Raw genomic sequence first — 24,694 nt, 5'->3', positions numbered from 1 at the left:
GGCACCGGGGACAGCGCCGCCTCCTTCTGAACCCGCCGATCCACTCAGGGACCGGCAGCTCCGTCATTCCGGTCCCACCTGGACGCACCTGAGGCATGTCGTCAGGGGTTTGGCGGCCAACTCACTGGCGTCCGGGCGCCGCGCGAGCGGGCACCAATGCGCCACGGCACCCGTCTAGCGACAGCAGGACTTGGCGGGTGGCGGATGCGTGAGTGATGCGTGAGCGGATGGCACGGGACAGGTTGGACTTGGGGGCACGTGGATCGACCGCTCGGGGCTCTGATCTGCTGCAACGGGACTTGGGTGCACGACCCGGCACCGAGCGGGACGATCGTGAATGGCCTTTTAATCCATTGGTTGTGGGTTCGAGTCCCACACGGCCTACGCAGCAGCCCCAGTTCAGAGCGATCTGGGCTGGGGCTCATGACGTTCTCGGGGGCCTGGGGCTCGTTGGCCTCGGGGCTCAGGTGGCGGCGCTCGTGGACGCGCGGTACCGGGTGATCGCCCGGCCCTGCGAGGGTACGGCGAGAGCACGGTCGTACCCGTACGAGGCTGCTGCCGGACTTCGCGCGGGACCTCGCGGAACTGCTTGGCCGGCTCGGGGTGGAGCGGGCTGTGGTGGATCAGCCCGCAGATCACCACCCGCCTGCTGCGCAGCCTGGCCGGGCAGAAAGGAGCTCGGCCCTCAACCCGCGGTCCGCTCCGTCAGCGCGGTGAGCGGCAGGGTGTGGTGGGTCTGCAGGACCTTCGCGCGCAGATAGCGGACGTTGTGGGCGGTGGTGAACACGCCCGTCGGTACACGGTCGTGGACGTCGATGCCCAGGGTCCGGAGCTGGCCGGCCTTGTCGGGGTTGTTGGACAGCAGGTCGAGCTGCCGGATGCCCAGGGCGCGCAGCATCTGGGCGGCGGCCGTGTAGTCGCGGGCGTCCTCCGGGAGTCCCAGGGCGGCGTTGGCCTCGTAGGTGTCCAGGCCCTGGTCCTGGAGGGCGTACGCGTCGAGCTTGTTGTAGAGGCCGATGCCGCGGCCCTCCTGGCGCAGGTACAGCAGGACGCCGCCGCGGTCGGCGATGCGCTCCACCGCCTCCCGCAGCTGCGGTCCGCAGTCGCAGCGGGCCGAGCCGAAGACGTCGCCGGTCAGGCACTCCGAGTGCAACCGGACCAGGGGGCGGGGGCCTGGGTCGCCGAGGACGACGGCCACGTGCTCCTCGCCGTCGGCCAGGCCGTGGAAGGTGACGACGTCGGCGTCGACGCTGTAGCCGTCGTGGAAGCGCAGCGGTACCCGGACGCGGGCGCGCTGCGTGGCGGCGGGGAAGTCGGGCATGCGGGTCTCCGGTTTCCGTTCCGTTGGCCTCTGCTTCAGATTTGAAGCAGATTCCTCGGCCGGAACACTACCCCATGCTTGAATTTTGAAGCAACTGTTTTGTAGCGAGAGTCACGCGGAGGGCCGGTCCGGCTCACTGGCAGGGCTTGGACGAGCGGCGCAGCCAGGGCACGGCGTCGGAAGCGGTCTGCGTCGCCTCCTCCTGGAACCCCCGCGCGACCCCCGTGAAGATCTCCTCCAGCTGCCCCACCTGCTCAGGCGTCAGCCGGTCGAAGAGCGTCGTCCGGACGGCCTCGACATGGCCCGGAGCCGCCCGCTCCAGGACCTTAACCCCCTCGTCGGTGAGCACCGCGAGGCTGCCCCGCTTGTCCCAGCGGCAGTTCTCGCGCCCCACCAGCCCGTCCTTCTCCAGCCGCGCGACGGCGTACGTCAGCCGGCTGCGGGTGATCTTCAGTCGCTCCGCTAGGTCGGTCATGCGCAGCCTGCGTTCCGGTGCCTCGGAGAGGGCGGCCAGGATGGAGTAGTACATGTGCGGCATGCCGGCCTCCTGCTGTAGCTGCCGGTCGAGCGCGTCCTCCAGCAGCAGGGTGGCGGCGATGTACGCGCGCCAGGCGCGTTGCTCCTCGGGGGTGAGCCAGCGGGTCGTCATGTCGCCAGTGTAGGTTTGCTTAAAACTTGAACCAAGCCCTGGTCTCACCTCGTCTCCACCATGGAGTGCGCCGATGCCCCTCCCGTACGTCCTCCTGTCCGCCGCCGTCTCCCTCGACGGCTACCTGGACGACACCGGCCCCGAGCGCCTCCTGCTGTCCAGCCCCGCCGACTTCGAGCGGGTCGACGAGGTACGGGCCTCCGTCGACGCCATCCTCATCGGCGCCGGCACCATCCGCGCCGACAACCCCCGCCTGCTGGTCAACGCGCCCGAGCGCCGCGCCGCCCGGGTCGCCGACAGCCGGCCCGAGTACCCCGTCAAGGTCACCGTCAGCGGCTCCGGCGACCTCGACCCCACGGCGAACTTCTGGCACACCGGCGGCGAGAAGATCGTCTATACGACCGACGAGGGCGCCGAGCGCGCACGGGCCCTGGGCATCGCCGCCGACGTCGTCCCCCTGGGCCCCGACCTCGACTGGCGCACACTCCTCGAGCACCTGCACGACGTACGCGGCGTACGGCGCCTCATGGTCGAGGGTGGCGGCACCGTCCACACCCAGCTCCTCACCCAGGGCCTGGCCGACGAACTCCATCTCGTCCTCGCCCCGCTGTTCGTCGGCGACCCGGACGCACCCCGCCTCTTCGGACCCGGCGCTTACCAGTCCGGCCGCCTGCGCCTGATGGAAACCCGCCGCATCGAGGACGTCGTCCTCATGCGCTACGAACCCACCGCCCCCGGCACCGGCCGCGTCCCCTCGGCCGCCGACCGGCACTGGCTGGCCCTCACCTGCGAGCTGGCCGCCCACTGCCCGCCCTCGCGCACCGCGTTCAGCGTGGGCGCGGTGGTGGTCGCCGCCGACGGCACGGAACTAGCCCGCGGGTACTCACGGGAGGGCGACGACCCGGTCGTCCACGCCGAGGAGGCGGCCCTGGCGAAACTCGCCCCAACGGACCCGAGGCTCCCCTCGGCCACGATCTACACCAGCCTCGAACCCTGCGCCCACCGAGCCTCCCGCCCCACCCCCTGCGCCCGCCTCATCCTCGACGCAGGCATCCACCGAGTAGTGACGGCCTGGCAAGAACCCGACACCTTCGTCCCGGACGCCAACGGCACGAGCCTCCTGGAGACCGCCGGCACGACGGTGCTCGTACTCCCGGAATACGAGCCCCAGGCCAAAACCCCGAACCACCACCTACTGACGTAGCCGCGGGCCCGCGCAGCGGGACCCTCAACCCCCGGCCCACACCAGCACCGCCCCAGCGCGGGCAACCCGGCCGACTGAGAACCCGTGTGCGTTGTGTCCCGCGCATGGCGTACAGTGGAGTCATCGCCGCGGGGTGGAGCAGCTCGGTAGCTCGCTGGGCTCATAACCCAGAGGTCGCAGGTTCAAATCCTGTCCCCGCTACTGAACGCCGAGGGCCGGAATCCGAAAGGGTTCCGGCCCTCGGCGCGTGTGTACCGCCCCCGCGCCCCCGCGGACCCCGTAGGCCCCGTGGCCATCCGGTCGGCCCACACCGCTCGATCCCCGCCCCCACAGCCGGAAACCTGGACGAACGGGACGGCGACCGGCGCGGACGTATGTGGTGGGAGACAGGGTGCGGCCTCGTGACATGACCGGCGAGGCCGAGGAGCCGTACGCCCGGGCCGGCGAGCGGCTGCCCGGCGCCCCCTGCCCGGCCCGGGCCTCGGCGACGAGCCCGCCCCGCCGTCCGCCGGCGGCGAAGGCCCCCGCATCTCGTACGCCCGCACCTTCCTGCGCCTGCTCCCCGCCCTGCTGATCGTCACCGGCGGTGTCCACGACTACTGCACCCCGTCCGACTACACTGCCGCCCCGTTCTTCACGGCCGCCGCCCTCGTCGCCGCCCCGCTCTACTCCCGGCGGGCCACCGTGCTCACCGGCGCAGCGGCCGTCACCGTCGTACTCGCCGTCCACATCAGGTTGGGCATCGTCTTCCACGCCGACGCGGTCACGGAGTTCGTCACCCCCGCGCGCTGCTGAGGAACGGTTCACCGCCGCCGTCCTCCCGGAGGACAATCCGTGTCACACCGTCGGGCAGTGCCACGACGTCATGGCACTGCCCGCTCGCCGTGCGCCGCCCTTGATCGCCGCCAACCGGAGTGAGTGAACCGCACCGCTCCGCATAACAACTGACACTCCGTCAAAACTCACCAGCCGTTCAGGGCGTGGTCAACTCGCCCGATTTGCACCGGTGGTAGCGGGTAAGTCCTGGCGAAAAACATTAACGATCAAGCGGAACCGCTTGGAATCCTCACCTCGCCTCCATTAACGTTCGATAACGCAGCACGGTCGTCCCAGCCGTCACAGGAGGCGGCTCCGTGCTCACGCGCCGAATCCCGCAAGGGAACCGGGGAACCACCACTCTGGGGTGAATCGGGCGTATACCGCCGAGAAGGCACGGTCGGTATACGCGCGTAGGAGACCTTCCTGCTCCGAACCCGTCAGCTAACCCGGTAGGCGAGAAGGAAGGAAAGGAGTACGCCTACGTGGCGTCCAACCGGCCTGCCCCCGAGGCCCCGTTCGTGCCGAGCCAACACGACCCCGAAGTCTTCGGCCACGGCAGCCGCACCGACGAGGGCCCCTTCGAGGATTGGAACCCCACCGCGGAGTCCATCCGCCCGGTACGCGGCCGGCATCGCGTCAGCAAGCAGCGCGGTGGATTCGCCCGCAGCTCCACGGTCCTCGGCGTGGGTGTCATCGCCGCCGTCGGCGCGGGCGGCATGGCCAGCGCGCAGACCGGCAAGTCGCCGGTGCCCATCTCCATACCGGACCTGCCCTCCGTCGGTTCGCTCATCTCGGACGACGAGGCCTCCCAGGGTTCGTCCACCCCGCTCAGCGACATCGCCGTGGCCTCCGCCGCCACCACCGAGCAGGACACGTCCTCCGGCGCGGGCGAGGCGCTGCGCAGCCGGATCCTGGCCCAGGCCGAGCGGCAGCAGGCCCAGATCGAGGCCAAGAACGAGGCGGCCGTCGCGGAGGCCGCCGAGAAGCAGGCCGCCGAGGCCGCCAAGAACGCGGCGGAGGAGGCCGAGGACAAGGCCGCCGCCGCGAAGAAGAAGGCGGAGGAGGAGGCCCGCAAGAAGGCCGAGGCCGAGCGGCTCGCCAAGCTGGCCAAGCAGTTCACGCTGCCGACCTCCTCGTACACCCTGACCTCCTCCTTCGGCCAGGCCGGCGCCTACTGGTCCTCCGGCTACCACACCGGCCTCGACTTCGCCGCGCCCACGGGTACCCCGATCAAGGCGGTGCACAGCGGCACGATCACCGAGGCGGGCTGGAGCGGCTCGTACGGCTACAAGACCGTGCTCACCCTCGATGACGGTACGGAGATCTGGTACGCCCACCAGTCGTCGATCGGCGTGAGCGTCGGCCAGAAGGTCAGCACCGGGGACGTCATCGGCCGCGTGGGCGCCACCGGCAACGTCACGGGGGCCCACCTCCACTTGGAGGTTCACCCGGGCGGCTCCACCAACGGCATCGACCCGCTGGCGTGGCTCCAGGGCAAGGGACTGAACCCCTGACGCGCCTTCTCCCTGAGACCTCCTGAACCCCGGCGGTCCTGGCGGCGACCCCCGACGTCAGGGCTGCCGGTTCGTGGTGTGCGAGATGCGAGGGCGTGCGCCCGGGAGTGCGGGAGTGGGTGCTGCGATTTACGGGGTCTTTGCTGCTGGTGAGGAATTCGCCCTCCCAGTACGGCCGTTGACGCGAAACATGACGTCTCTTACTGGCGCGATTGACGCAGGCGTCGGCCTGAGCACCTGAGCACCTGAGCCCGACGTCGGGCTGGGCTTCCGGTACTGATCCGGCGGCGCCGAACCCTCCGCAACCCCTACGACCGGTACGGGTTGTACGCGGGATACGGCACCGCCGAGTACCCGTACCCTCCGTACGTCGTCCACGGAGGCGCAGCCAGCGGCACGGGGGGCGCTGTAACCCGCGCCGCATGATCCAGCGCCGGCCGCGCCCACTCCCGTCGGCTCCACAGCTCCTGCAACAGCTCCCGCTCCCGTACGGTGAAGTCGGCGCCCGCCCGCCCCAGCCGCCCCCGATGCCGCAGGAACGCCAGCGACGTCGCGTACGCCTCGTACTGCGCCACCGCCCGCGCGGCGCCCCGCCCGGCGTGCCGGAGGGCGTACTGCCGGGCGATCCGCCGCGCCCGCATCGAACCGAGCACGAACGGCTCGGCCGGCGTCAGCCACCCCGCCCCGGCGTACGCGGGCAGCTCCGCCCGCACGGTCCGCAGCTCGCGCTGCCGCGTCCAGATCACCAGCCAGGTCAGCAACCCGAACGCCGGCAGCATGAACGCCGCGTACACGGCGAAGAAGGCGTACTCGCCGAAGTTCGACGAGCCGTTCCAGATCGCGTGCATGCCCATCGCGAGCAGCAGCCCGGACAGGGGCAGCAGGACGCGGCGCAGGCGCTGGCGTTCCCCGGACAGCGCGGCGATGCCGAAGCCGATGCCGGTGAGCACGGTGAACAGCGGATGCGCGAACGGCGACATGATGACGCGGACGAAGAACGTCGCCGCGGTGACGGAGGCGATGCCGCGGCCACCGCTGAGCTGGTCGGTGCCGAAGGCGGTGCCGAGGTAGAGGACGTTCTCGGTGAACGCGAAGCCGGTGGCGGTGACCCCGGCTATCACCACGCCGTCGACGATCCCGGTGAAGTCCCGTCTGCGGAAGAGGAAGACCAGCAGCACGGCGGCGGCCTTCGCCAACTCCTCGACGACCGGCGCGATGACGGTCGCGCCGAGGGTGTCGGCGCTGGAGGGATCCGCCGTCGCGGTGGCTATCCACTTGGTGGCGAAGCTGTTGGCGACGATCGCTATCAGCGCCGCCGCGCAGGCGCCCCAGGCGAAGGAGAACAGCAGGTTCCGCCAGGGGCCCGGCTCGACCCGGTCCAGCCACCGGAAGGCGGCGATCAGCAGCGGCACGGGCAGGACGGAGAGGCCGAGCCCGACCAGGAAACCCTCGGTGCCGGTCTGCTCCCGGACCAGGGCGAGGATGACGAGGCCGGAGAGGGTGAGCAGCGTGATCAGCGCGCCGTAACGCACCCACCTGCGCTGCCACCAGTGCGCGTGCCGCTCGGCGCCACCGGTGGGCCCGTTGGGGTGCGTCGGGTACGGGGGACAGGTGGCCACGGCATTGACCCTAACGAGGGAGGGAGCCGCCCCGCGACTGTGCCTCGTGCGTCAGGCGTCGGAGGGGCGCTCGGTGGGGGGTTGGTCCTGATGCAGCTCTGCGTCGTGCTCTGGGTTGTGCTCTACGTCGTGCTGTACGCGGCGGTAGAGCAGGTCGTTCACGACATGACCCTTGTCCAGTCCCTGGCCCTCGAAACGGGTGCGCGGGCGGAAGGACGGGTGTGACGCGAAACCGCCGTCGGCGCGGGTGTTCTCGAAGGCGGGGTGCGCCGTGAGGACCTCGAGCATCTGCTCGGCGTACGGCTCCCAGTCGGTCGCGCAGTGCACGATCGCGCCCGGCCTGAGGCGGGTCGCGGCAAGGGTCAGGAAGCCGGGCTGGATCAGCCGGCGCTTGTGGTGCCGCTTCTTGGGCCAGGGGTCGGGGAAGTAGACGCGCAGGCCGTCCAGGGAGTCGGGGCCGAGCATCTCGCGCAGCAGGATGATGGCGTCGCCGTTGCCGACACGGACGTTGGAGAGCCCGCTCCGGTCGGCGAGGTTGAGCAGGTTGCCCTGGCCAGGGGTGTGTACGTCGACGGCGAGGATGTTGGTGGCGGGGTCCTCGGCGGCCATCTGCGCGGTGGCCTCACCCATCCCGAACCCGATCTCCAGCACGACGGGATTGTCATTCCCGAACAGCTCAGCGAGATCGAGCCGCCGCCCCCCGTCAATATCGAACCCCCACTTGGGCCACAGCCGCTGCAACGCGTCCGCCTGCCCAGCGGTCACCCGGCTCCGCCGAGGCTGGAAGCTCCGAATCCGCCTCTCGAAGTGCGACCCGGCGGGATCAGCCTTCGGCCCATCCGGAAACCGAGGCTCCCCCTTGGCCCGCGTATACCGAACCGGCACACCAGGACCATGCCGCCGCCGCTCACCGTCGGCGGGCTGAGAAACGTCGGGCGTGTTCACGGAGTCAGTCACAGTACGTCGATTTTACGGGGCCGGGTGCGGTGGGCCGTCGGGTGTGGGTTTGTGCCGCTGCGGGCATGGGTGCCCGTTCGAGCGTGGGTGAGGCACCCCGCCGGCGCGATGAGCGTACCCACCCCCGGCCCGCACCAACCGACAGTCACCCACCGGCCAACCTCCCCCGGCGTCAATCCTCCAGCGCAGTCAAGGCTCGCCTCGCGATCTCCCTTCCGATCGGCAGGGACGCGGTCGCCGCGGGGGACGGCGCGTTCAGGACGTGGACCGCGCGGGGGCCCTCCTTGATCAGGAAGTCGTCGGCGAGGGTTCCGTCGCGTAGGACGGCCTGGGCTCGTACTCCCGCTGCCGTCGGGATCAGGTCCTCCTCCGTCACCGGGGGGAGCAGACGCCGTACGGCCTCGGCGAACGCGGCCTTGGACAGGGACCGCCGCAGCTCGCCCGCGCCGTAGCGCCAGTGGCGACGGGCTATCCGCCACGAACCCGGCCAGGCCAGCGTCGCCCCCAGCTCGCGCGGGCGGATCGTGCCCCAGTCGTACCCCTCCCTGGCCAGCGCCGGCACCGCATTGGGCCCGATGTGGACGCCGCCGTCGATGCCACGGGTCAGGTGCACGCCGAGGAAGGGGAACGCCGGATCCGGTACCGGGTAGACCAGGCCTCGGACCAGGGAGGGGCGGGCCAGCTCGTAGTACTCGCCACGGAAGGGGACGATACGGACGTCCGGGGCGTCTCCGGTCAGGTGGGCTATCTCGTCGCAGTGCAGGCCGGCACAGTTCACCAGCACCCGCCCCCGTACGACATCCCCGGCCCCGGTGAGCACGGCGACCCCCACACCGGGCCGCCGGTCGACGCGGACGACCTGCGCGCCGTACCGGATCTCCGCCCCGGACGCCTCCGCCAGCTGGCGCGCGACGTCCGCGAAGTCGCACACCCCGGTCGTGCCGACGTGTATCGCGGCCAGGCCCCGCACCTCCGGCTCGTACTCGGCGATCTGCGCGACGCCCAGCTCCCGTACCGGAATCCCGTTCTCCCGGCCCCGCTGCACCAGCGCGTGCAGCCGCGGCAGCTCCGCCCGGTCCGTGGCCACGATCAGCTTGCCGGTGACCGCGTGCGCGATGCCGTACTCCGCGCAGAACTTGACCATCTCGGCCGCGCCCCGCACCGCGAAGCGGGCCTTGAGGGAGCCGGGGCGGTAGTAGATGCCGCTGTGGATGACGCCGCTGTTGCGCCCGGTCTGGTGCCGGGCCGGGCCCGTTTCCTTCTCCAGCACGGTGACGTGTGTGCCTGGTGCGGCGCGTGTGATCGCGTACGCCGTCGACAGGCCGACGATCCCGCCGCCGATCACCAGCACGTCACAGTCGTTTGCGATCTCCGGCCGCACTCGCTCCACCTCCCGCCTTCGATAGTGCACTGCGCCACTGACAATGCGCTCAAACACGGAAGGTGTCGGTCCGGTGACCGGATCAGGCCGGAGTCATCAGCAGGGGCCGTGCGCGCTCCCGCAGCTCCACCACGCGCGGTTCGTCGCCGTACGGCTCCAGCCTGTGGAGGAGGTCCTTGACGTACTCGGTGGTGCGGACCGAGGAGATGCGGCCGGCCACTTCGACCGCCCGTACGCCCTGCTCGCACGCCGCGTCCAGGTTGCCCGACTCCAGTTCGGCGACCGCCGAGACGACCAGGCGCAGGCCGTGGGAGCGGACGAACTCCTCCGTCGGCTTCGAGAGCGCCTGTTCGGTGAAGCGGCGGACCTGGCGGGGTGCCTTCAGATCGCGGTAGCACTCGGCGGCGTCGGCGGCGAAGCGGTCGTAGGAGTAGAAGCCGAGCCAGGTCGGGTCGTGGTCGCCGGGGCGGGAGCGCTCCAGCCAGCCCTCGGCCGCCTTCAGGGCCGCGCCCGCCGCCTGGGCGTCACCCGCGCGCGCGTGGGCGCGGGCCTCGACGAGGCGGAAGAAGCTCATGGTGCGGGCCGTCGCCAGACCGCGGTTGCGTTCCAGGGCCGCCTGGGCGAGGTCGACGCCCTCGTCACCGAAGCCGCGGTAGGTGGCCTGGAGGGACATCGAGGCCAGTACGTAGCCCCCGAGGGGGACGTCCGCCGCCGCGCGCGCGAGGCGCAGGGCCTGGATGTAGTAGCGCTGGGCCGCTTCCTGCTGGCCCGTGTCGAAGGCCATCCAGCCCGCGAGGCGGGTGAGTTCGGCCGCCGCGCCGAACAGGGCCCGGCCGACCTCGTCGGAGTACGAGCCGAGCAGCAGCGGTGCCGCCTCGACCCTTAAGCACTCGGGAACCATCGACGAACGCCAGTCGCCGCCGCCGTACTTGGAATCCCAGCGCCGCGCGTCCTCGGCGGCCTCCCGGAGTTTCTGCACATCGCTGTGGCCGACTTTGAGCGGTGCGCCGGAGCCGTCTGACGGGCTCGCCTCGCGCGCCACCGAGCTGTCGGCCGGGGTTATCAGCCACCGCGAGGCAGGCGTTGCGTATGCGCTCACTGCGAACGATCCGGCCAGCGACTGCCAGATGCCGCCGGTGCCGGCGCGCCGGCCGGCGAGGTCGAGCCGGTACAGCTCCGTCGCGGAGCGCACCGCCTGTCCGACGTCCCGGGGGAAGGCGAGGCCCACCTCCGGCGCGGGGTCCGCGTCCGCCAGGCCGATCTCGTGGAGCGGCACCGGGCGGCCGAGCTTCTGCCCGATGGCGGCCGCGATGAGATGCGGCGCCGCACCCTGCGGCACCATCCCCTTCGACACCCAGCGCGCCACCGAGGTCTTGTCGTAGCGAAGTGTCAACCCGCGCTGGGCGCCAAGATCGTTGACGCGCCGCGCGAGGCCTGCGTTGGAGATTCCCGCGAGGGCGAGAACGGTGCCGAGTTTTTCGTTCGGCCCGCGTTGCTCCCTGGACATGCGCCACCCCTCGACACAGACGGCTGCCGCGCTGGCATAACCATTCGGCATTCGTAAACCCAGCGTAGTTCGCCGCATCCCAAGCGTTAAGAGGCATTGTTCCGGATGGCGGGATTGTGGTCCGTACTCAAGTGCGGCCTATGTACGGTCTGTTGCGGCGTGCCCCCGGTGTGTGGCCGTGCGCCCGTGTGTGCGCTCTTCTCCGGCCACCGGGGGAGCGGTTCCATGGGGCCTGCGTGGGTCGGCCCGCTGTACTGGATCCAGTGGGCTGGGGGACACCGTCACCTCCATCCCCGCGGGTGGCGGAACGGTCCGGGAGGCGTGCTGCGTCTCCCGGACCGGCGCGACCGCCGAGCGGTGCGCAGAGCCTGTACGGAGCGTGTGCGGCTTCGCCCTCGCCGCGCCGATTTGGCTGAAAATCGCCCCCACTGTGGGCGGCGTATCAGCGCTCCGACCATGGAACTTGAGGGCGCGTTGGGCGTTTTCAGGGGCGCGTTTTGGGGCGCGTTTCTCGTCGCTGCGGTGCCGTGGCCTGGCCGTGCAGGGTACGCAATCTGCTTTCCATGGACCGGTGTCGGCGTGGTCGTGTGTCGCGTCCGGGGCGGCGCGCGGCCCTGTCGGGACGGCGCTGATCGGGGCCGCTGCCGGTGCCGGTGTGTGCGCCGGGGGCGCATTTGACGGAGCACAAGCGGCTCCACCGGCCCTCCGTAGCGCCTCCTTCGTGGCAGCATGGTGAACCGTTCGTACGGTGCACTGGTTGTCCACAGCCTGTGGAGGCGTCGATGCGGTGGTTGGTGGGATGGAGCAGCACCGCCGCGGGACCGGCCGGGGCGGGCCAGGCGGGGGCCACCGGACCCGACGGGGAGACCGTGCACCCCGTGGGCTCCCAACTCCTGTGGGGCGACCCCGATCCGCTGTGGGCGGTCGGCGACTGGCGGCCCGACGAGGTGCGGGTCGTGTCGGCCGACGCGCAGACCCGGGTCGCGGTCCTCGGCCTCTGCGGCGCGTCCGACGAGCAGTTGCGGGTCGGGCTGTTCGCCGCGCGCGGCGGGGCACTTCGGCATCTGACGGCCTGGCCGGGCAGTTACACGGCGGTCGTCCAGGTCGGCCGGAGGATCACGGTCTGCGGCGATCTCGCGGGCGCCCGGCCGGTGTTCCACACCCCGTGGGCCGGCGGTACGGCGTACGCGACCGCCGCGCTGCCACTGGCCGACCTCATCGGGGCCAACCTCGACTTCGGTCACCTCGCCGCGCTGCTCGCCGCCCCCGACGTGCCGGCCGCGCTGCACGAGTCCACGCCGTACGACGGCGTGAAACGCGTTCCGCCGGGGCATGCGCTGATCCTGCGCGCCGGGGCACGCGAGATTGCCGCGTACGAGCCCGTGGCCTCGCTCGCCGTGGCGGCACCCACGGCCGACCCGGACAGCTCGGTCGACGCCGTGCGTGACGCGCTCGTGGAGGCGGTACGGACCCGGCTGGCCGCGCCGCGGCACGTCCCCGGCGACGGCATCGACCCCGGTCCCGTGCCCGGCATGGGGCCCGCCGAACGGCGTGCCGCGCGCGGGATGCCGGTGCCGGGGATCGGGGCCGACCTGTCCGGCGGGCCGGCCTCCGGGACGCTGGCGCTGCTGGCGGCGGGGCTGCCGGGGATGCCGGGCACGGTGCTGGGGCACGGCACGGGTGCGGGGGAGCGGCTGCTGGCCGTGACGTTCAACGACCTGGCGGTCGGCGGGCGGGAGGCGGAACTGGAGCGGGCGGGGGCGCTGGCGGCGAATCCCCGCCTGCACCACGTAGTGGTGGCAGGCGGCGAGGAGACCCTGCCGTACGCCGACCTGGACGGCCCGCTGACGGACGAACCGGGATCGACCCTGGTGGTGGCGGCCCGGCACCGGGCGCGACTGGCGTCCGGCAGCGCCGACCACTTCACCGGGTACGGCGCACGCCAGGTCCTGGACGCGCACCCCGCGCGCCTGGCGGACCTGCTGATGGACCGCAAGCGCAGGCATCTCGTGCGTCCCGTCGCGGCGCTGGCGAAGGCGGACGGTTCGGTGATGGTCCCCGCGCGCGTGTACGCGGCGGCGCGGCGGCTGGCGCGGACGCCGTACCGGACGGGGCTGCAGACGCTGGCCGAGCAGCTGCTGCACCACCGGTTCGACGGACCGGACGGGGACGGGGGTGCGGTGGAGGCCTCGCTCGCCGCGCTGACCTGGGGCAGACCCGGGCCGGCGGCGCGCTGGCTGACCGGCGAGGCGCTGGCTGAGGTATCGGTTCGTCTGCAGGCGTCGACGCATCGGTCGGATGTGGGGCCGGGGCAGCGGCCGGGGGCCTTCCGCGCGCGTGCGGCGCTGGCGCGGCAGGCGGCGGATCTGCGGGTGCTGGAGCAGGCGGCGGAGATCCGCTCGCAGCGGCTGCATGCGCCGTTCCTGGACAACCAGGTGGTGCGGGCGTGCCGGGCGTTGCCGGAGGCGTTGCGGGTGCGGCCGGGGGCGCGGGCGGCGATACTGCGGACGGTGCTGGAGGGGGCCGGTGTGCGGGACCTGCCGTCGGGCTGGGGTGAACCGACCACGGCATCGGCGGCGGCAGCCGCGCGAACCGGCCTCCGAGTGGCCGCCGACACCCTGGTGACCCTCTTCGACACACCGCTGCTCGCCGAGGCGGGCCTGGTCGAGGCCCGCGTGGTCCGCAAGGCCCTGCGCGAAGCGGCCGCCGGCGAACCGCTCCCCCTGGACGGCCTCGCGGACCTCATCTCCCTCGAACTCTGGCTCCGCCGCCTCCTGTCCCGCCGAGGCACCTGCTGGACCGGCACCCCCGCCCGCCAACGCGCGGTCCCTGCGGGGATCGCACCGCAGAGGGGGGCGCTGGGGGCGGGGGCGGCTGGGTTGACGCGGGGCTGAGCTTCTCGGGGCAGCCGGTGGGCGGGTGCGGGTTTGTGTTGTATGCCTGCGGCGGCCTGTGCGGGTGGGGTGGGGGTGCGCGTAGCGCCTGTGGTGGGGTTTGGGTCGGGGCCGCGCTTGGGGGTGTCCGTCCTCGCTCCGGCGATGTCCCCGTAGCTGCGGGCAGTCGTGCCTCCCCCAGTGCCTCAAGGGCCTGGGAGGTACCCCCAGGGCGGCACGGGTGGGCGCAGCGGCACCCCGTCAGCGCGGGCGAGCGAAACCCACCCCGGACCACACCAACGCGGGGCGAGCCGCAAACGCCGGACCACACAGCCCCGGCCAACGGCACTCCAAATCCCGTGCCGGCCGAAGTCACCCCCGACACAATGACCCGGTGCGATACCGGGCGAGGCCGGCGCGCTCGCCCTGGCCATGGGCTGGTTCTGGTGGCTGCGCAACTACCGCCACGAGGGTATCGAGTGGCTCGACCGCGTCCTGCGCCTCGGCGCGGCCCTGGACGCCGGCAGGCGCGTCCCGGCCTCCGACCCGGCCACCCTCCCCGACCCGGTCGACACCTTCCTCGCTGCCCCGGACGCGGAGGCGGGGCATCCGCTGCACACCCTGTGGATGGACCTCCGGATACTGCACCTCTTCCTCAGGTCCGAGGCCGAGCCGCTGGACGACCGGCTGCGGCCGTATGCCGACCGGGTGGGGGCCTTCTTCGAGCGGGGCGGCCCGGAATCGGCCCGGCTGCCGGGGATGGTCTGGCCGCTGACCTCCTTCTTCCTCGGTGACCGGGGCGAAGCCCGGGCCGGCCTGGACGCCGCCGTCGCCAACTGCCGTGTCCACGGCGGGGACTGGGAGCTCGCCGTCACCTTGATGTTCCGTACGCACATGGTCGTCGACTCCCCGGGTGGCATGGAGGGCATCGACGACGACCTGGCCGAGCTGCGGGTGCTCAGCCGCCGCGTCGGCGACCGCTGGGTGCGGGCCCAGGTGTGCAGCGCGGCGGGCGAGGTCGCCATGGCGCGCTGCCGATTCGAGGAGGCCAAGGGCGAGTACGAGGAGGCGCTGCGGCTCGCCTTCGAGGTGGGCGCGTACACCGAGTCGCCGGGCGGGGGACCGCTCGGCCGCGCTGGCCGCGCTGGACGAGGCGGGCGCCGCCGCCGACCGGCACGGCGTGGTGGACTCAAAGGCGTTCGTCCTGCTGCTGCGGGCCCAGATCGCCCTGGAGGACGAGGACACCGGCCGGGCGCGCGAGCTGTGGGAGGCGGCCCGCGCCGAGACCGCGCGGGGCACGCCGCCGCCTCAGTTCCTGGCGATGCTGAACCTGCTCGACGCCCTGCTGTCGGCGGACGAGTCGGGCCCGGGGCCCGCGCTGCCGAAGCTGGCCGGCACGCTCTGCATGGCCGTGGAGACCCGGTGCTCCGACCTGGTCAGGGCGACGCTCGTGGACAGCGCGGCAGGGCTGCTGGCCGACCTCGGCGACTACCCGCGCGCGGCACGCCTGCTCGCCGCGGGCGACCGGGCGCGCGGCGGCCATCCGCGCCCCATGCCGGAGCGTGCTCAGCCCGAGCGGGCCGAGGCCGCCGCCCGCGCCGCCCTGGGCGCCGAGCGGTACGCCGCGGAGCACGCCAGGGGTACGGCCCTGACCGCCGACGACGTCGCACACGATCTCGACGACGCCTCGCGCGACCGCCTGACGGGGCGGACGGCGCCGTGAGCCGGACCCGGCGCGGCCACTTCCGGGAGTCCTAGGAACAGGTGAACTTCGCCTCGGCCCAGTCCGCCAGCGCCACGGTGTCGAAGGTGCTGTGCGGCTCGACCACCAGCTGCACGGTCCTGCGACCCGTGAGGTTCACATGGACCGGCACCGCCGGGTCACCGCCCTTGATCACCCCGGACCTCCACAGCTGGACGCCGTCGGCGCGGACGGAGAAGGAGACGTTGCCGAGCTTCAGCGTCAGGTCGTCGACGCCTACCAGCGCGTCGTAGGCGGAGCAGCTCCGGTTCAGGTCGATGGTGACGGAGGACCGGCCGTGCACGGTCACTCCGTGCGCGTACGTCCGGTCCGCGATCGACACGCTGGAGCGCTGCCAGACCCAACTGCTCTCACCGAGCCGCATCTCGGGCCCGGTGCCGTCGCCGGTGACGTTGTACGGCAGCCGGCTCCACTGGTAGACGGCCGGGGCGGGCGGCGGTGGCGGCGGAGTGCGCGTCGGTGGCGGCGTGCGCGGCGGGGTCGGTTTCGAGGTCGGTGTGGGTGTGGGCGTCGGCGTCGGGCTGGGCGTGGGGGCCGGGCTGGGCGTGGCGGACGGCGTGGGCATCGGGGGCGGGGTGGGCCGGGAGACGGCGACCGGGACCTGCGGCGCGGGTTCCCGCTCGGCCGGCGGCGCCGGGGTGTTCTCCGCGGGCAGGCCCACCGGCGAGGACGCGGGCGGCTGTGCCTCGGGCGGCTTCTTGTCCTCGGTGTCGTTGCCGGCCAGCGCGAGCGCCAGCGCCGCGGCGACGGCCACGGCGACCACACCGGCCGCCGCGCCCGCCTTCGCCGGTATGCCCAGCCCCTCGGAGGCAGCCCTGCCGCCACCGGTGCCCGCCCCGCCGGACGAGCCGCCCGCCGCCGCGGCCGCGCCCGCGGTCCCGGCCGCGGCCGCTCCGGCGCCCCCGGCGATGAGCCCGGCTGCCTTGGCGTACCCGGCGGCACCGAACCAGCCGATGACCGCGACCGGCACGACCGCGGGGATACCGCTGGCGACTTCCTCGATCTGGCCGGCGGCCAGCCGGCACTTGGCGCACTCCTCCAGGTGCCTGCGCAGGCCCCGTGCGGCGCGGGTGCGCAGGCTGCCGCGGGCACAGGCGCCGAGCCGGTCGGCGTAGCGGGCGCACTCCTGGTCGCTGGCGAGGGTGGCGCTGACATGGGCCTGGAGGTAGGCCTGCTTCAGGCCCTCGCGGGCGCGGCCGGCGAGCACGCGCGTGCCGTTGGCGTCCAGGCCGAAGAACGTGGCCACCTCGCTGGGCGACTCGTCCTCGACCTCGGTGTGCCACAGCACCGCCTGCCAGCGCTCCGGCAGGGACCGGAAGGCCCGCATCGCCATGGACTGTTCGGCCTCGTGCATCGCCCGTACGCCGGCGTTCAGGTCGAGGCCCGCTCCGTAGGAGCTGACGGATGCAGTGTCGTCGGACACCTCCGAGGCCCGCGTGGCCTGCGTGGCGAACACCGCGAAGTCGTCGACGAGCACCTCCCGCCTCGCCGACTGCGTCCAGCCGGCGGCCACCCGCCGGACGGAAGTGAGCAGATACACGCGTACGGCGTGCTCGGGGCCGGAGCCGCCGCGCACCGCCTGGAGCATGCGGGCGAAGACCTCGGCGGTCAGGTCGTCCGCGGTGTGGGCGTCCCGGCAGCAGGTACGGGCGTACCGGCGTACCGCCTCGGCGTGGCGCCGGTGCAGCTCCTCGTACGCCGTGTCGTGGCCCGCGCGCATCCAGCCGATCAGATCGGCGTCGGAGGGCAGCAGCTCCGGTAGCGGCGGGACGCTGTCCTCGTGCCGGCCGCGCTGTGCCGGTACGCCGCCGTCCGCGGCGCCGCTGCCCGGCGGGGTGCCCGCGCGTCCGTCCTGACCCGGCACCTGGGGCGTGCCCCCCGCATCGGCGTCACCGTCACCGTGTGACCCGTCCCGCCCGTCCACACTCATCGCGGAAAGCCCCCGCCAGCCGCCCCACCAGTCCCGAACACGGGTCAGAGTGCCATATTGGCTCTTGTTCAGGACCCCCTGGGACGGACATCCACTCATCCGTGGGGTTTTACCGCACGCCAGTACTACCCATCACCCGTTCAGGGAAGGCTCAACGCTCCTCCCCCGAACGGCAGTCGCCCAAAACACCCGAACCCGACGTCGGCGGGCACCCCCGTCCGTAACCGCGGGCACAGAGCAAGGACCCCTAAGGGCCTGGGAGGTACCCCCAGGGCGGCACGGGTGGGCGCGGCGGCACCCCGCTCACGCCGGGCTGCGCACCCAGCCCCCGGCCAGCCGCAACGCCGGGCAACCGGCAAAACGTGGCCCAGCCGACGCAGTCACCCCGCCGGCCGCGACCGCAACCCCTCCAGCAGGATGTCCAGCAACCGCTCCGACGCCGCCGCCTGCTGCTCCGCATCCGGCAGCGAGGGCGCCGCCGTGGCGATCACCAGCAGCACGTCCGACACGGACACATCCGGCCGCAGCTCACCCGCCGCCCGCGCCCGCTCCACAAGCTGCCCCACGACCTCCAGCAGCGCCGCCGCCCCGGCATCATCCACCGCGGACACCGTCGACTGCTCCGGCACCAGCCGCAGCCCACCCGAGCCCGGCTGCACCCGCTGCTGCGGCACCCGCGCCTCACCGGCGCCGTCGGTCCCGTCCTCCGCGACGCCGACCCTCAGCACCTGCGGCGGCAGCAGCCGCCCGGCACCGGAGGCCACCGACGTCCGCAGGAAGCGCGACAGCGCCGACCACGGCTCGTCCTCCTGGCCGAGCGCCGCCCGCGCCTGGTCGGTCAGCCGGGAGGTCTCCTCCTCGGCTATCCGCCGCACCAGGACGTCCTTGCTCGGGAAGCGCCGGTACACCGTGCCCACACCGACCCGCGCGCGGCGCGCCACGTCCTCCATCGGCGCGCCGTACCCCAGCTCGCCGAAGACCTCGCGCGCCGCACGCAGCACGTGCTCCAGATTGCGCTGTGCGTCCACCCGCAGCGGCGTCGTCCGCGCACTGTCCCCGCGTCCGTTTCCCGCCGCCGCGCTCATCGTCGCGCCGCCGGAAGCGACAGCTGACGCGGACGACCAATGAGAGTCCTGAACATGCATACGTATTCCCCCGGTAATGACGTCTCCCCCCGGAGACTCTCCCCGCCATGTGGAAGCCGGAGCCGGCGGAACAAGCCCGGATCACGAACCCGCTCAAAGGCCCTGAGTCAGGACCTTGCGGACCCGATGAGCGCATCCCCCACACCCCGTCGACACAACATAGTTGAGCGAGGGTCAATTCAGAAGGGGCAGGTTCCGCACAGAGCGCCCCCCGATCGGAGTACGGGGCGCATACGCCCCGAATGTGCCCCCTCACGCCCCTGGATCATGCCCGCTGACCTGCGATCCTTCCGCACACTCCGACAATTCGGCCAACTCTTCGGCCACCGGGCCCCCGGTCACACAAATTGCCGAGCCTGTGGACAAACGCAGGCGCCGGGTGCGTCATGGGATGGTGAAGGAACGTGCGCGCATTCTCGTTGTCGGCGGCGGCTACGTCGGGATGTACACGGCCCTGCGCCTCCAGAAGAAGCTCAAACAGGAACTGAAACGGGGCGAGGCCGAGATCACGGTCGTCACCCCCGACCCGTACATGACGTACCAGCCGTTCCTCCCCGAGGCGGCGGCCGGCTCCATCTCGCCCCGGCACGTCGTCGTACCGCTGCGCCGCGTCCTCGACCACTGCCACGTCGTCATCGGCGAGGCCGAGTCCGTCGACCACGCCAAGCGCACCGCCACCGTCCGCACCCTCGCCACCGAGGAGGAGGGCACCGGCGCACGGCAACTGACGTACGACGAGCTCGTCCTCGCACCCGGATCCGTCTCCCGCACCCTGCCCATCCCCGGCCTCGCCGACCACGGCATCGGCTTCAAGACCGTCGAGGAGGCCATCGGCCTGCGCAACCACGTCATCGAGCAGATGGACATCGCCTCCTCCACCCGCGACCCGGGGATCCGCGACGCCGCCCTCACCTTCGTCTTCGTCGGCGGCGGCTACGCCGGAGTCGAGGCGCTCGGCGAACTGGAGGACATGGCCCGCTACGCCGCGCGCTACTACCACAACATCCGGCCCGAGGACATGAAGTGGATCCTCGTCGAGGCCACCGGCCGCATCCTGCCCGAGGTCGGCGAGGAACTCGGCCGCTACACCGTCACCGAACTGCGCCGCCGCAACATCGACGTACGTCTTCAGACCCGCCTCGAATCCTGCGCGGACCGCGTCGCCGTGCTCAGCGACGGCGCCCGCTTCCCCACCCGTACGGTCGTGTGGACCGCCGGCGTCAAACCCCACCCCGTCCTCGCCGCCACCGACCTCCCCCGCAACGGCCGGGGCCGGCTGACCTGCACCCCGCAGCTGACCGTCGAGGGCACCACACACGCGTGGGCGGCCGGAGACGCCGCCGCGATCCCCGACGTCACCGCCGAAGAACCCGGCGCGGAATGCGCCCCCAACGCCCAGCACGCGCTCCGCCAGGCGAGGCTCCTCGGCGACAACATCGCGCACGCCCTGCGCGACGAACCCATTGAGACGTACGCACACAAGTACGCCGGCTCCGTCGCCTCCCTCGGCCTGCACAAGGGCGTCGCCCACGTCTACGGCCGCAAGCTGAAGGGCTACCCGGCCTGGTTCATGCACCGCGCCTACCACCTCAGCCGCGTGCCGACCTTCAACCGCAAGGCGCGCGTGCTCGCCGAATGGACCCTGTCCGGGCTCTTCAAACGCGAGATCGTCTCCCTGGGTTCACTCGAACATCCCCGAGCGGAGTTCGAACTCGCTGCCGGTGGAAAGCCTTCTCAAGACCCCCCGGACAACCCGAAGGGGTCGTCCTGACCGGACCCAGGAACTCCACCGGTCGGCCCGGCGTCTGACGGATGTCGGCTCGGTCGGCACACTGCCAGACTGGTCCACCACCGGGCATGCCGCCGCTCGCCCGCGCGGCCCCCGGGTCCCGGCCGGTTCCGGTACCGGCCGCCGACGACTACACGAGGCAAGGATTCGTGAACTTCACGCGCTGGAGCGCCCGGCTCCCCGGAACACAGCGCCGCGCCGCAGCGCGGACCGAGCACACGGTCTCCCCGGACCGGCGGGGAGACGGCTCCGTGCCCGCCGCCCGTGCCGAACAACTGACCGACGACCCACCCGCCGTACCCGCCGTCGACGACCTGTCGGTGCGCGAGGTCCTCGACCGCGTCCCGTCCCTGGTCGCCCTCGTCCACGGCCCCGACCACCGCCTCGCCTACGTCAACGACGCCTACACGACGGCCTTCGGCGTACGCCCGATCGGCGCACCCGCGCGCGAAGCCCTCCCGGAACTCGACGAACTGGGGCTGCTGCCCCTCCTCGACCAGGTCCTGCGCAGCGGCAAGCCCCGCACGGTCAAGTCCCGCAAGGCCCCCGACGGCCGCTCCTACACCTTCACCTGCACCCCGGCCACCGAGGACGACAAGGCCTGCCGGGCCGGCCCCGGTGTGCTCGTATTCGCCACCGACGTCACCGACCACGCCGAGGCCGCCGAGCGGCTGCGCGCCAGCGAACGCCGCCAGCGCGAAACGGCCGTCACCCTCCAGCGCTCCCTCCTCCCGCAGGAACTGGAGGAGCCCGACGACCTGCGCATCGCCGCCACCTACCACCCCGGCGGCACGGAGACCGCGGTCGGCGGCGACTGGTACGACGTGATCACCCTCGGCGGCGGCCGCACGGCCCTGGTCATCGGCGACGTCATGGGCAGAGGCGTCCGCGCGGCAGCGGTCATGGGCCAGCTCCGTACGGCGGTCAGGGCGTACGCCCGCCTGGACCTCCCGCCGCACGAGGTGCTGCAACTCCTCGACGGCCTGGCCGCCGAGATCGACGCCAACCAGATCGCCACGTGCGTGTACGCCGTCCACGACCCCAACGAGGGCAAGCTGGTGTACGCGTCCGCGGGCCACCTGCCGGTCCTCGTCCGAGACGAGAACGGCGACGTGCTGCGCGCCGACGAACCCACCGGCCCGCCGCTCGGCACGGGCGGCTGGATGCACGCCTCGGGCTCCATCCCCCTGGGCCCCGGCTCCACGGCCGTCCTGTACACGGACGGCCTGGTCGAGCGCCGTGACAAGGACCTGGACGAGGGCATCGCGGCCCTGGAAAGCGCCCTGGCCGGCGCCACCGGCACCCCCCAGGTCGTCTGCGACCGCCTGGTCCGCTCGGCGGGCGTGACCGCCGACCACGACGACGACGTGGCCGTCCTGGTCCTCCAGCACCCTGCCCGCACCGGCCCCGAGGCCGAACTCTTCCGCAACGCGGCGCTGGAGTTGCTGGGCGGCGTGGAAGCGGCCCCACGCGCGCGTGCCTTCGCCTCCGGCGTGCTCACCAGCTGGCGGTTCCCCTCGGACCTGCACGACCTGGGTGTCCTGGCCGCCAGCGAACTGGTCGCCAACTCCCTCCAGCACGGCACTCCGCCGATGCGCCTGCGCCTGCGCCGCACCGACCGCCGCCTGATCGTCGAGGTCACCGACGGCGACGACCATCTGCCGCGGCGCCGCCGCGCGGAACCGGCGGACGAGTCGGGAAGAGGCATCGCGATCGTGGCCACGATCGCGTCCAACTGGGGGAGCCGACGGACACCGGGGAGCGGCAAGGCAGTGTGGTGCGAGTTCGCACTACCGCGTACGTAGGTGCTTAGCCGCGGGCCCGCGCAGTCGTCGTACCTGCGGGCAGTCGTGCCTCTCCCGGTGCCTTAAGGGCCTGGGAGGCACCCCACCACGCGCCCGGCGCACCCACCCCCGGCCAGCCGCAGGTACCTCACGCCCCCGCGGACACCGACTCCGTAGGCGCCCCACCCCGCGCAACGACCCGGCTATTCGCCAGCCACGGCCGGTCCTGCACCTCCGTGAGCTGCCGCCCCAACCGCACCGCCAGCACACTGATCGCCAGCGAGAACAGCAGGAACATCACGATGTACGGGGCATGCAGCGACGCCCCCAGCGGCCCGCCCACCGCCGGCCCAACCGCCAGCGCGAGCTGCTTCACCAGGGCGAAGGCGGAGTTGTACTGCCCGGCAAGCCCCGTCGGCGCCAGATCGGCCACCAGCGGAGCCACCGTCGGCGACAGCATCGACTCACCCAGCCCGAACAGCGCGTACGTCGAGACGAACGCGGCCGTCGCCATGGCCTGGCTCCCGTGCCCAAGCCCCGCGTACCCGGCCACCGCCCACGCCACGGCCCAGATCAGCCCCACGGCGGCGATGACCCGCGACCTCCTGCGCCGCTCGACGAACCGGAGCACGGCGAACTGCGCGACCACGATCACCGCCGTGTTCGCGGCCAGCGCCGTACCGAGCGCGGACGTCGATATCCCGGCTGCCTCCACGCCGTAGGCACTGAGCCCCGACTCGAACTGCCCGTAGCAGGCGAAGAACAGCACGAAGCCCAACACGCACAGCTGCACCATCGCCCGGTTGCCCAGCAGCTGCCGCCAGCCGCCCGGGCCCGACCGCCCCGGCGCACCCTCGACCCGCGGCGAGTGCGGCATCCGCACCGTCGACATCACCACGACCAGCAGCAGGAACACCGCCGCCTCGATCGCGAACAGCAGCGTGAACGAGCTCGCGCTGGTCGTGTCCACCAGATGGCCGCCGATGAGGCCGCCGACCCCGAGCCCGAGGTTCTGCAGGAAGAACTGCAGGGCGAAGGCGCGCGAGCGCGTCCCGGCCGACGAGCAGTGGACGATCATCGTCGCCAGCGCCGGCTGCATCACGGCCTGCCCGGCTCCCAGGACGGCCGCCGACAGCAGCACGGCCGCCGCACTGCCCGACAGCCCCAGACCCAGCGCACCGGCAGCGGCGGCGACCAGGGCGGCGAGCAGCACCGGCAGCGGGCCCCGCCGGACGATGGCCCGCCCGGCGAACGGCAGCACGACCAGCGCGGCCACGGCGAAGGCCGCGAGCACGAGCCCCGCCGTCACGGCACCAAGCCCCCGCACCTGCGCCACATAGACGTACAGGTAGGGGACGGTGAAGCCGAGCCCGAATGCGCTGAGTGCGTTGCCCACGTGGATCCGGCGCGTCGCTGCGCCCATCGGCCTGGTCACGTTCACCTCTCTCGGTTAGCTAGGGAGCCTCAGTGGTTAGTCCTGAAGACTTCGAAGATAAAGTTCAAAGATAAAGAGTACATAGCGAAGGACTTCAAGGCAAAGTGGGGGCGTGCGATACTGCCGCCATGGGCGACACGACCGGCCTGGGCGAGCCGACACTCGAAGAGCAGATCGCCGCATATCAGCGCGAGTTCCAGGACCTCGACCCCCAGGTCGAGAAGATCGTCTCGGCGCTGTCCCGGCTGAACCGCCGGATGAACGTCGCCTACGGCCGCCAGACCGCCGAGCTCGGCATCAGCAACGCCGAGTGGGAGGTCCTCAAGGCCCTCGTCCTCTCCGGCGCCCCCTATCAGCTTGGCCCCAGCGACCTCGCCAAGCGTCTCGGTCTCACGCCGGCCGCGATGACTCACCGGATCGACCGCATGGTCGCCGAAGGGCTGGTTACCCGGGAACGCGATGAGACCAATCGCGTACGGGTCATCGTGGAGTTGACACCCGAGGGGCGTGAGAAGTGGCTGGAGGCGATGCGACTGGCATCGGTCTTCGAGGAGGACCTGCTCCAGGACCTCTCCCCAGAGGAGCGGACGGCACTCGGCGAGGTCCTCACCCGCCTCCTGCGCAGGGTGGAGCACGCCCAGCCGGACGCGGGCGGACGCCTCATCGACCTGGACTGATGCCGAGCACAAAAGATCTTGACAGGGCCGCTTGACAGCCCGTCGCCGGATACGTAAAGTTCTTCGGGTTGCCGCGGAGCCGTAACGGTTCTTCGACAACACCTCCCGCCGCACAAGCGGCACTCAAACCACCAGTACGATATCCCGACGGGGTTGATTTCGGCGTGCCCGAATTCAATTCGTATAGGGGCTCGACGGCCCGATTTGGGAAACGCCGAGAGGATCCGCTAAGGTTTGAGACGTCGGAACGGCCCAACGGCCGCGAAGACAACCCCCGCTGACTGGGGATCGGGTCGAGAAAAGATCTGATAGAGTCGGAAACACCGAA

15 protein-coding genes, 1 tRNA gene, 1 pseudogene and 1 riboswitch are annotated in these 24,694 nt (G+C 72.2%); of the genes and pseudogenes, 8 read left to right on the top strand and 9 right to left on the bottom strand.

The features are described from left to right. Positions 1–685: 685 nt before the first annotated feature. Both ribA and H8R17_RS24560 read right to left on the bottom strand, forming a co-directional pair. Entirely contained in the window at positions 686–1,321 is a 636-nt protein-coding gene (ribA, locus tag H8R17_RS24565) for a GTP cyclohydrolase II (protein ID WP_187825380.1), read from the bottom strand. Positions 1,322–1,454: 133 nt separating this feature from the next. After that, positions 1,455–1,970: a MarR family winged helix-turn-helix transcriptional regulator gene (locus H8R17_RS24560; protein ID WP_187825379.1), complete on the bottom strand. Its 516-nt coding sequence runs from the start codon at positions 1,968–1,970 to the stop codon at positions 1,455–1,457. Positions 1,971–2,043: 73 nt separating this feature from the next. Here H8R17_RS24560 and H8R17_RS24555 point away from each other — a divergent pair, with 73 nt between their 5' ends. The 3 genes from H8R17_RS24555 to H8R17_RS24545 all read left to right on the top strand — a co-directional run bounded on the left by H8R17_RS24555 (position 2,044) and on the right by H8R17_RS24545 (position 5,507). Further along, entirely contained in the window at positions 2,044–3,174 is a 1,131-nt protein-coding gene (locus tag H8R17_RS24555) for a dihydrofolate reductase family protein (RefSeq protein WP_187825378.1), read from the top strand. A 127-nt stretch (positions 3,175–3,301) separates the two neighbouring features. Continuing rightward, positions 3,302–3,375 (top strand) — tRNA-Met (locus H8R17_RS24550). Positions 3,376–4,306: 931 nt separating this feature from the next. After that, positions 4,307–4,464, top strand: a riboswitch (cyclic di-AMP (ydaO/yuaA leader). Between the two features lie 11 nt (positions 4,465–4,475). Further along, complete coding sequence (locus H8R17_RS24545) at positions 4,476–5,507, top strand: M23 family metallopeptidase (RefSeq protein ID WP_187825377.1); 1,032 nt, start codon at positions 4,476–4,478, stop codon at positions 5,505–5,507. Positions 5,508–5,815: 308 nt separating this feature from the next. Here the strand turns inward: H8R17_RS24545 and H8R17_RS24540 are convergent, their stop codons facing one another. The 4 genes from H8R17_RS24540 to H8R17_RS24525 form a co-directional block, all read right to left on the bottom strand. Next, complete coding sequence (locus H8R17_RS24540) at positions 5,816–7,126, bottom strand: PrsW family intramembrane metalloprotease (protein ID WP_187825376.1); 1,311 nt, start codon at positions 7,124–7,126, stop codon at positions 5,816–5,818. 51 nt (positions 7,127–7,177) lie between these two features. Continuing rightward, entirely contained in the window at positions 7,178–8,083 is a 906-nt protein-coding gene (trmB, locus tag H8R17_RS24535; protein WP_316959525.1) for a tRNA (guanosine(46)-N7)-methyltransferase TrmB, read from the bottom strand. 172 nt (positions 8,084–8,255) lie between these two features. Further along, positions 8,256–9,473 carry an L-2-hydroxyglutarate oxidase gene (gene lhgO / locus H8R17_RS24530; RefSeq protein ID WP_316959524.1) on the bottom strand — a complete coding sequence of 406 codons (1,218 nt, stop codon included), beginning with the start codon at positions 9,471–9,473 and terminating at the stop codon, positions 8,256–8,258. Between the two features lie 73 nt (positions 9,474–9,546). Continuing rightward, a complete protein-coding gene (locus H8R17_RS24525) occupies positions 9,547–10,971 on the bottom strand; it encodes an MFS transporter (protein ID WP_187825374.1) in 1,425 nt (474 codons plus the stop codon). 782 nt (positions 10,972–11,753) lie between these two features. On the opposite strand from H8R17_RS24525, the gene H8R17_RS24520 reads away from it, so the two are divergent. Both H8R17_RS24520 and H8R17_RS47315 read left to right on the top strand, forming a co-directional pair. Beyond that, positions 11,754–13,865 (top strand): asparagine synthase-related protein, encoded by a 2,112-nt coding sequence (locus H8R17_RS24520; protein ID WP_187825373.1) that lies wholly within the window; start codon positions 11,754–11,756, stop codon positions 13,863–13,865. Positions 13,866–14,252: 387 nt separating this feature from the next. Then, positions 14,253–15,567 (top strand): annotated as a pseudogene (locus H8R17_RS47315) (AfsR/SARP family transcriptional regulator); the annotation flags it as partial. A 31-nt stretch (positions 15,568–15,598) separates the two neighbouring features. Here the strand turns inward: H8R17_RS47315 and H8R17_RS24505 are convergent. Beyond that, entirely contained in the window at positions 15,599–17,536 is a 1,938-nt protein-coding gene (locus H8R17_RS24505; RefSeq protein ID WP_187825370.1) for an NPCBM/NEW2 domain-containing protein, read from the bottom strand. 380 nt (positions 17,537–17,916) lie between these two features. Next, positions 17,917–18,681, bottom strand: coding sequence for a TetR/AcrR family transcriptional regulator (locus H8R17_RS24500; protein ID WP_187825369.1), 765 nt, complete (start codon positions 18,679–18,681; stop codon positions 17,917–17,919). 391 nt (positions 18,682–19,072) lie between these two features. Here H8R17_RS24500 and H8R17_RS24495 point away from each other — a divergent pair, with 391 nt between their 5' ends. Beyond that, complete coding sequence (locus H8R17_RS24495) at positions 19,073–20,452, top strand: NAD(P)/FAD-dependent oxidoreductase (RefSeq protein WP_187825368.1); 1,380 nt, start codon at positions 19,073–19,075, stop codon at positions 20,450–20,452. 167 nt (positions 20,453–20,619) lie between these two features. Beyond that, positions 20,620–22,275, top strand: a complete 1,656-nt coding sequence (locus H8R17_RS24490) for a SpoIIE family protein phosphatase (RefSeq protein ID WP_187825367.1) — start codon at positions 20,620–20,622, stop codon at positions 22,273–22,275. A 127-nt stretch (positions 22,276–22,402) separates the two neighbouring features. Here H8R17_RS24490 and H8R17_RS24485 read toward each other — a convergent pair whose 3' ends face one another. Then, complete coding sequence (locus H8R17_RS24485) at positions 22,403–23,677, bottom strand: MFS transporter (protein ID WP_187825409.1); 1,275 nt, start codon at positions 23,675–23,677, stop codon at positions 22,403–22,405. Between the two features lie 140 nt (positions 23,678–23,817). Here H8R17_RS24485 and H8R17_RS24480 point away from each other — a divergent pair, with 140 nt between their 5' ends. Then, entirely contained in the window at positions 23,818–24,366 is a 549-nt protein-coding gene (locus tag H8R17_RS24480; RefSeq protein WP_187825366.1) for a MarR family winged helix-turn-helix transcriptional regulator, read from the top strand. Positions 24,367–24,694: the final 328 nt, after the last annotated feature.

It is taken from the genome of Streptomyces sp. TRM68367 (genome assembly GCF_014495685.1).
Lineage (GTDB): Bacteria > Actinomycetota > Actinomycetes > Streptomycetales > Streptomycetaceae > Streptomyces.
The sequence above is the reverse complement of the archived record's forward strand: the minus strand, read 5'-3'. Positions and strand labels throughout refer to the sequence as shown.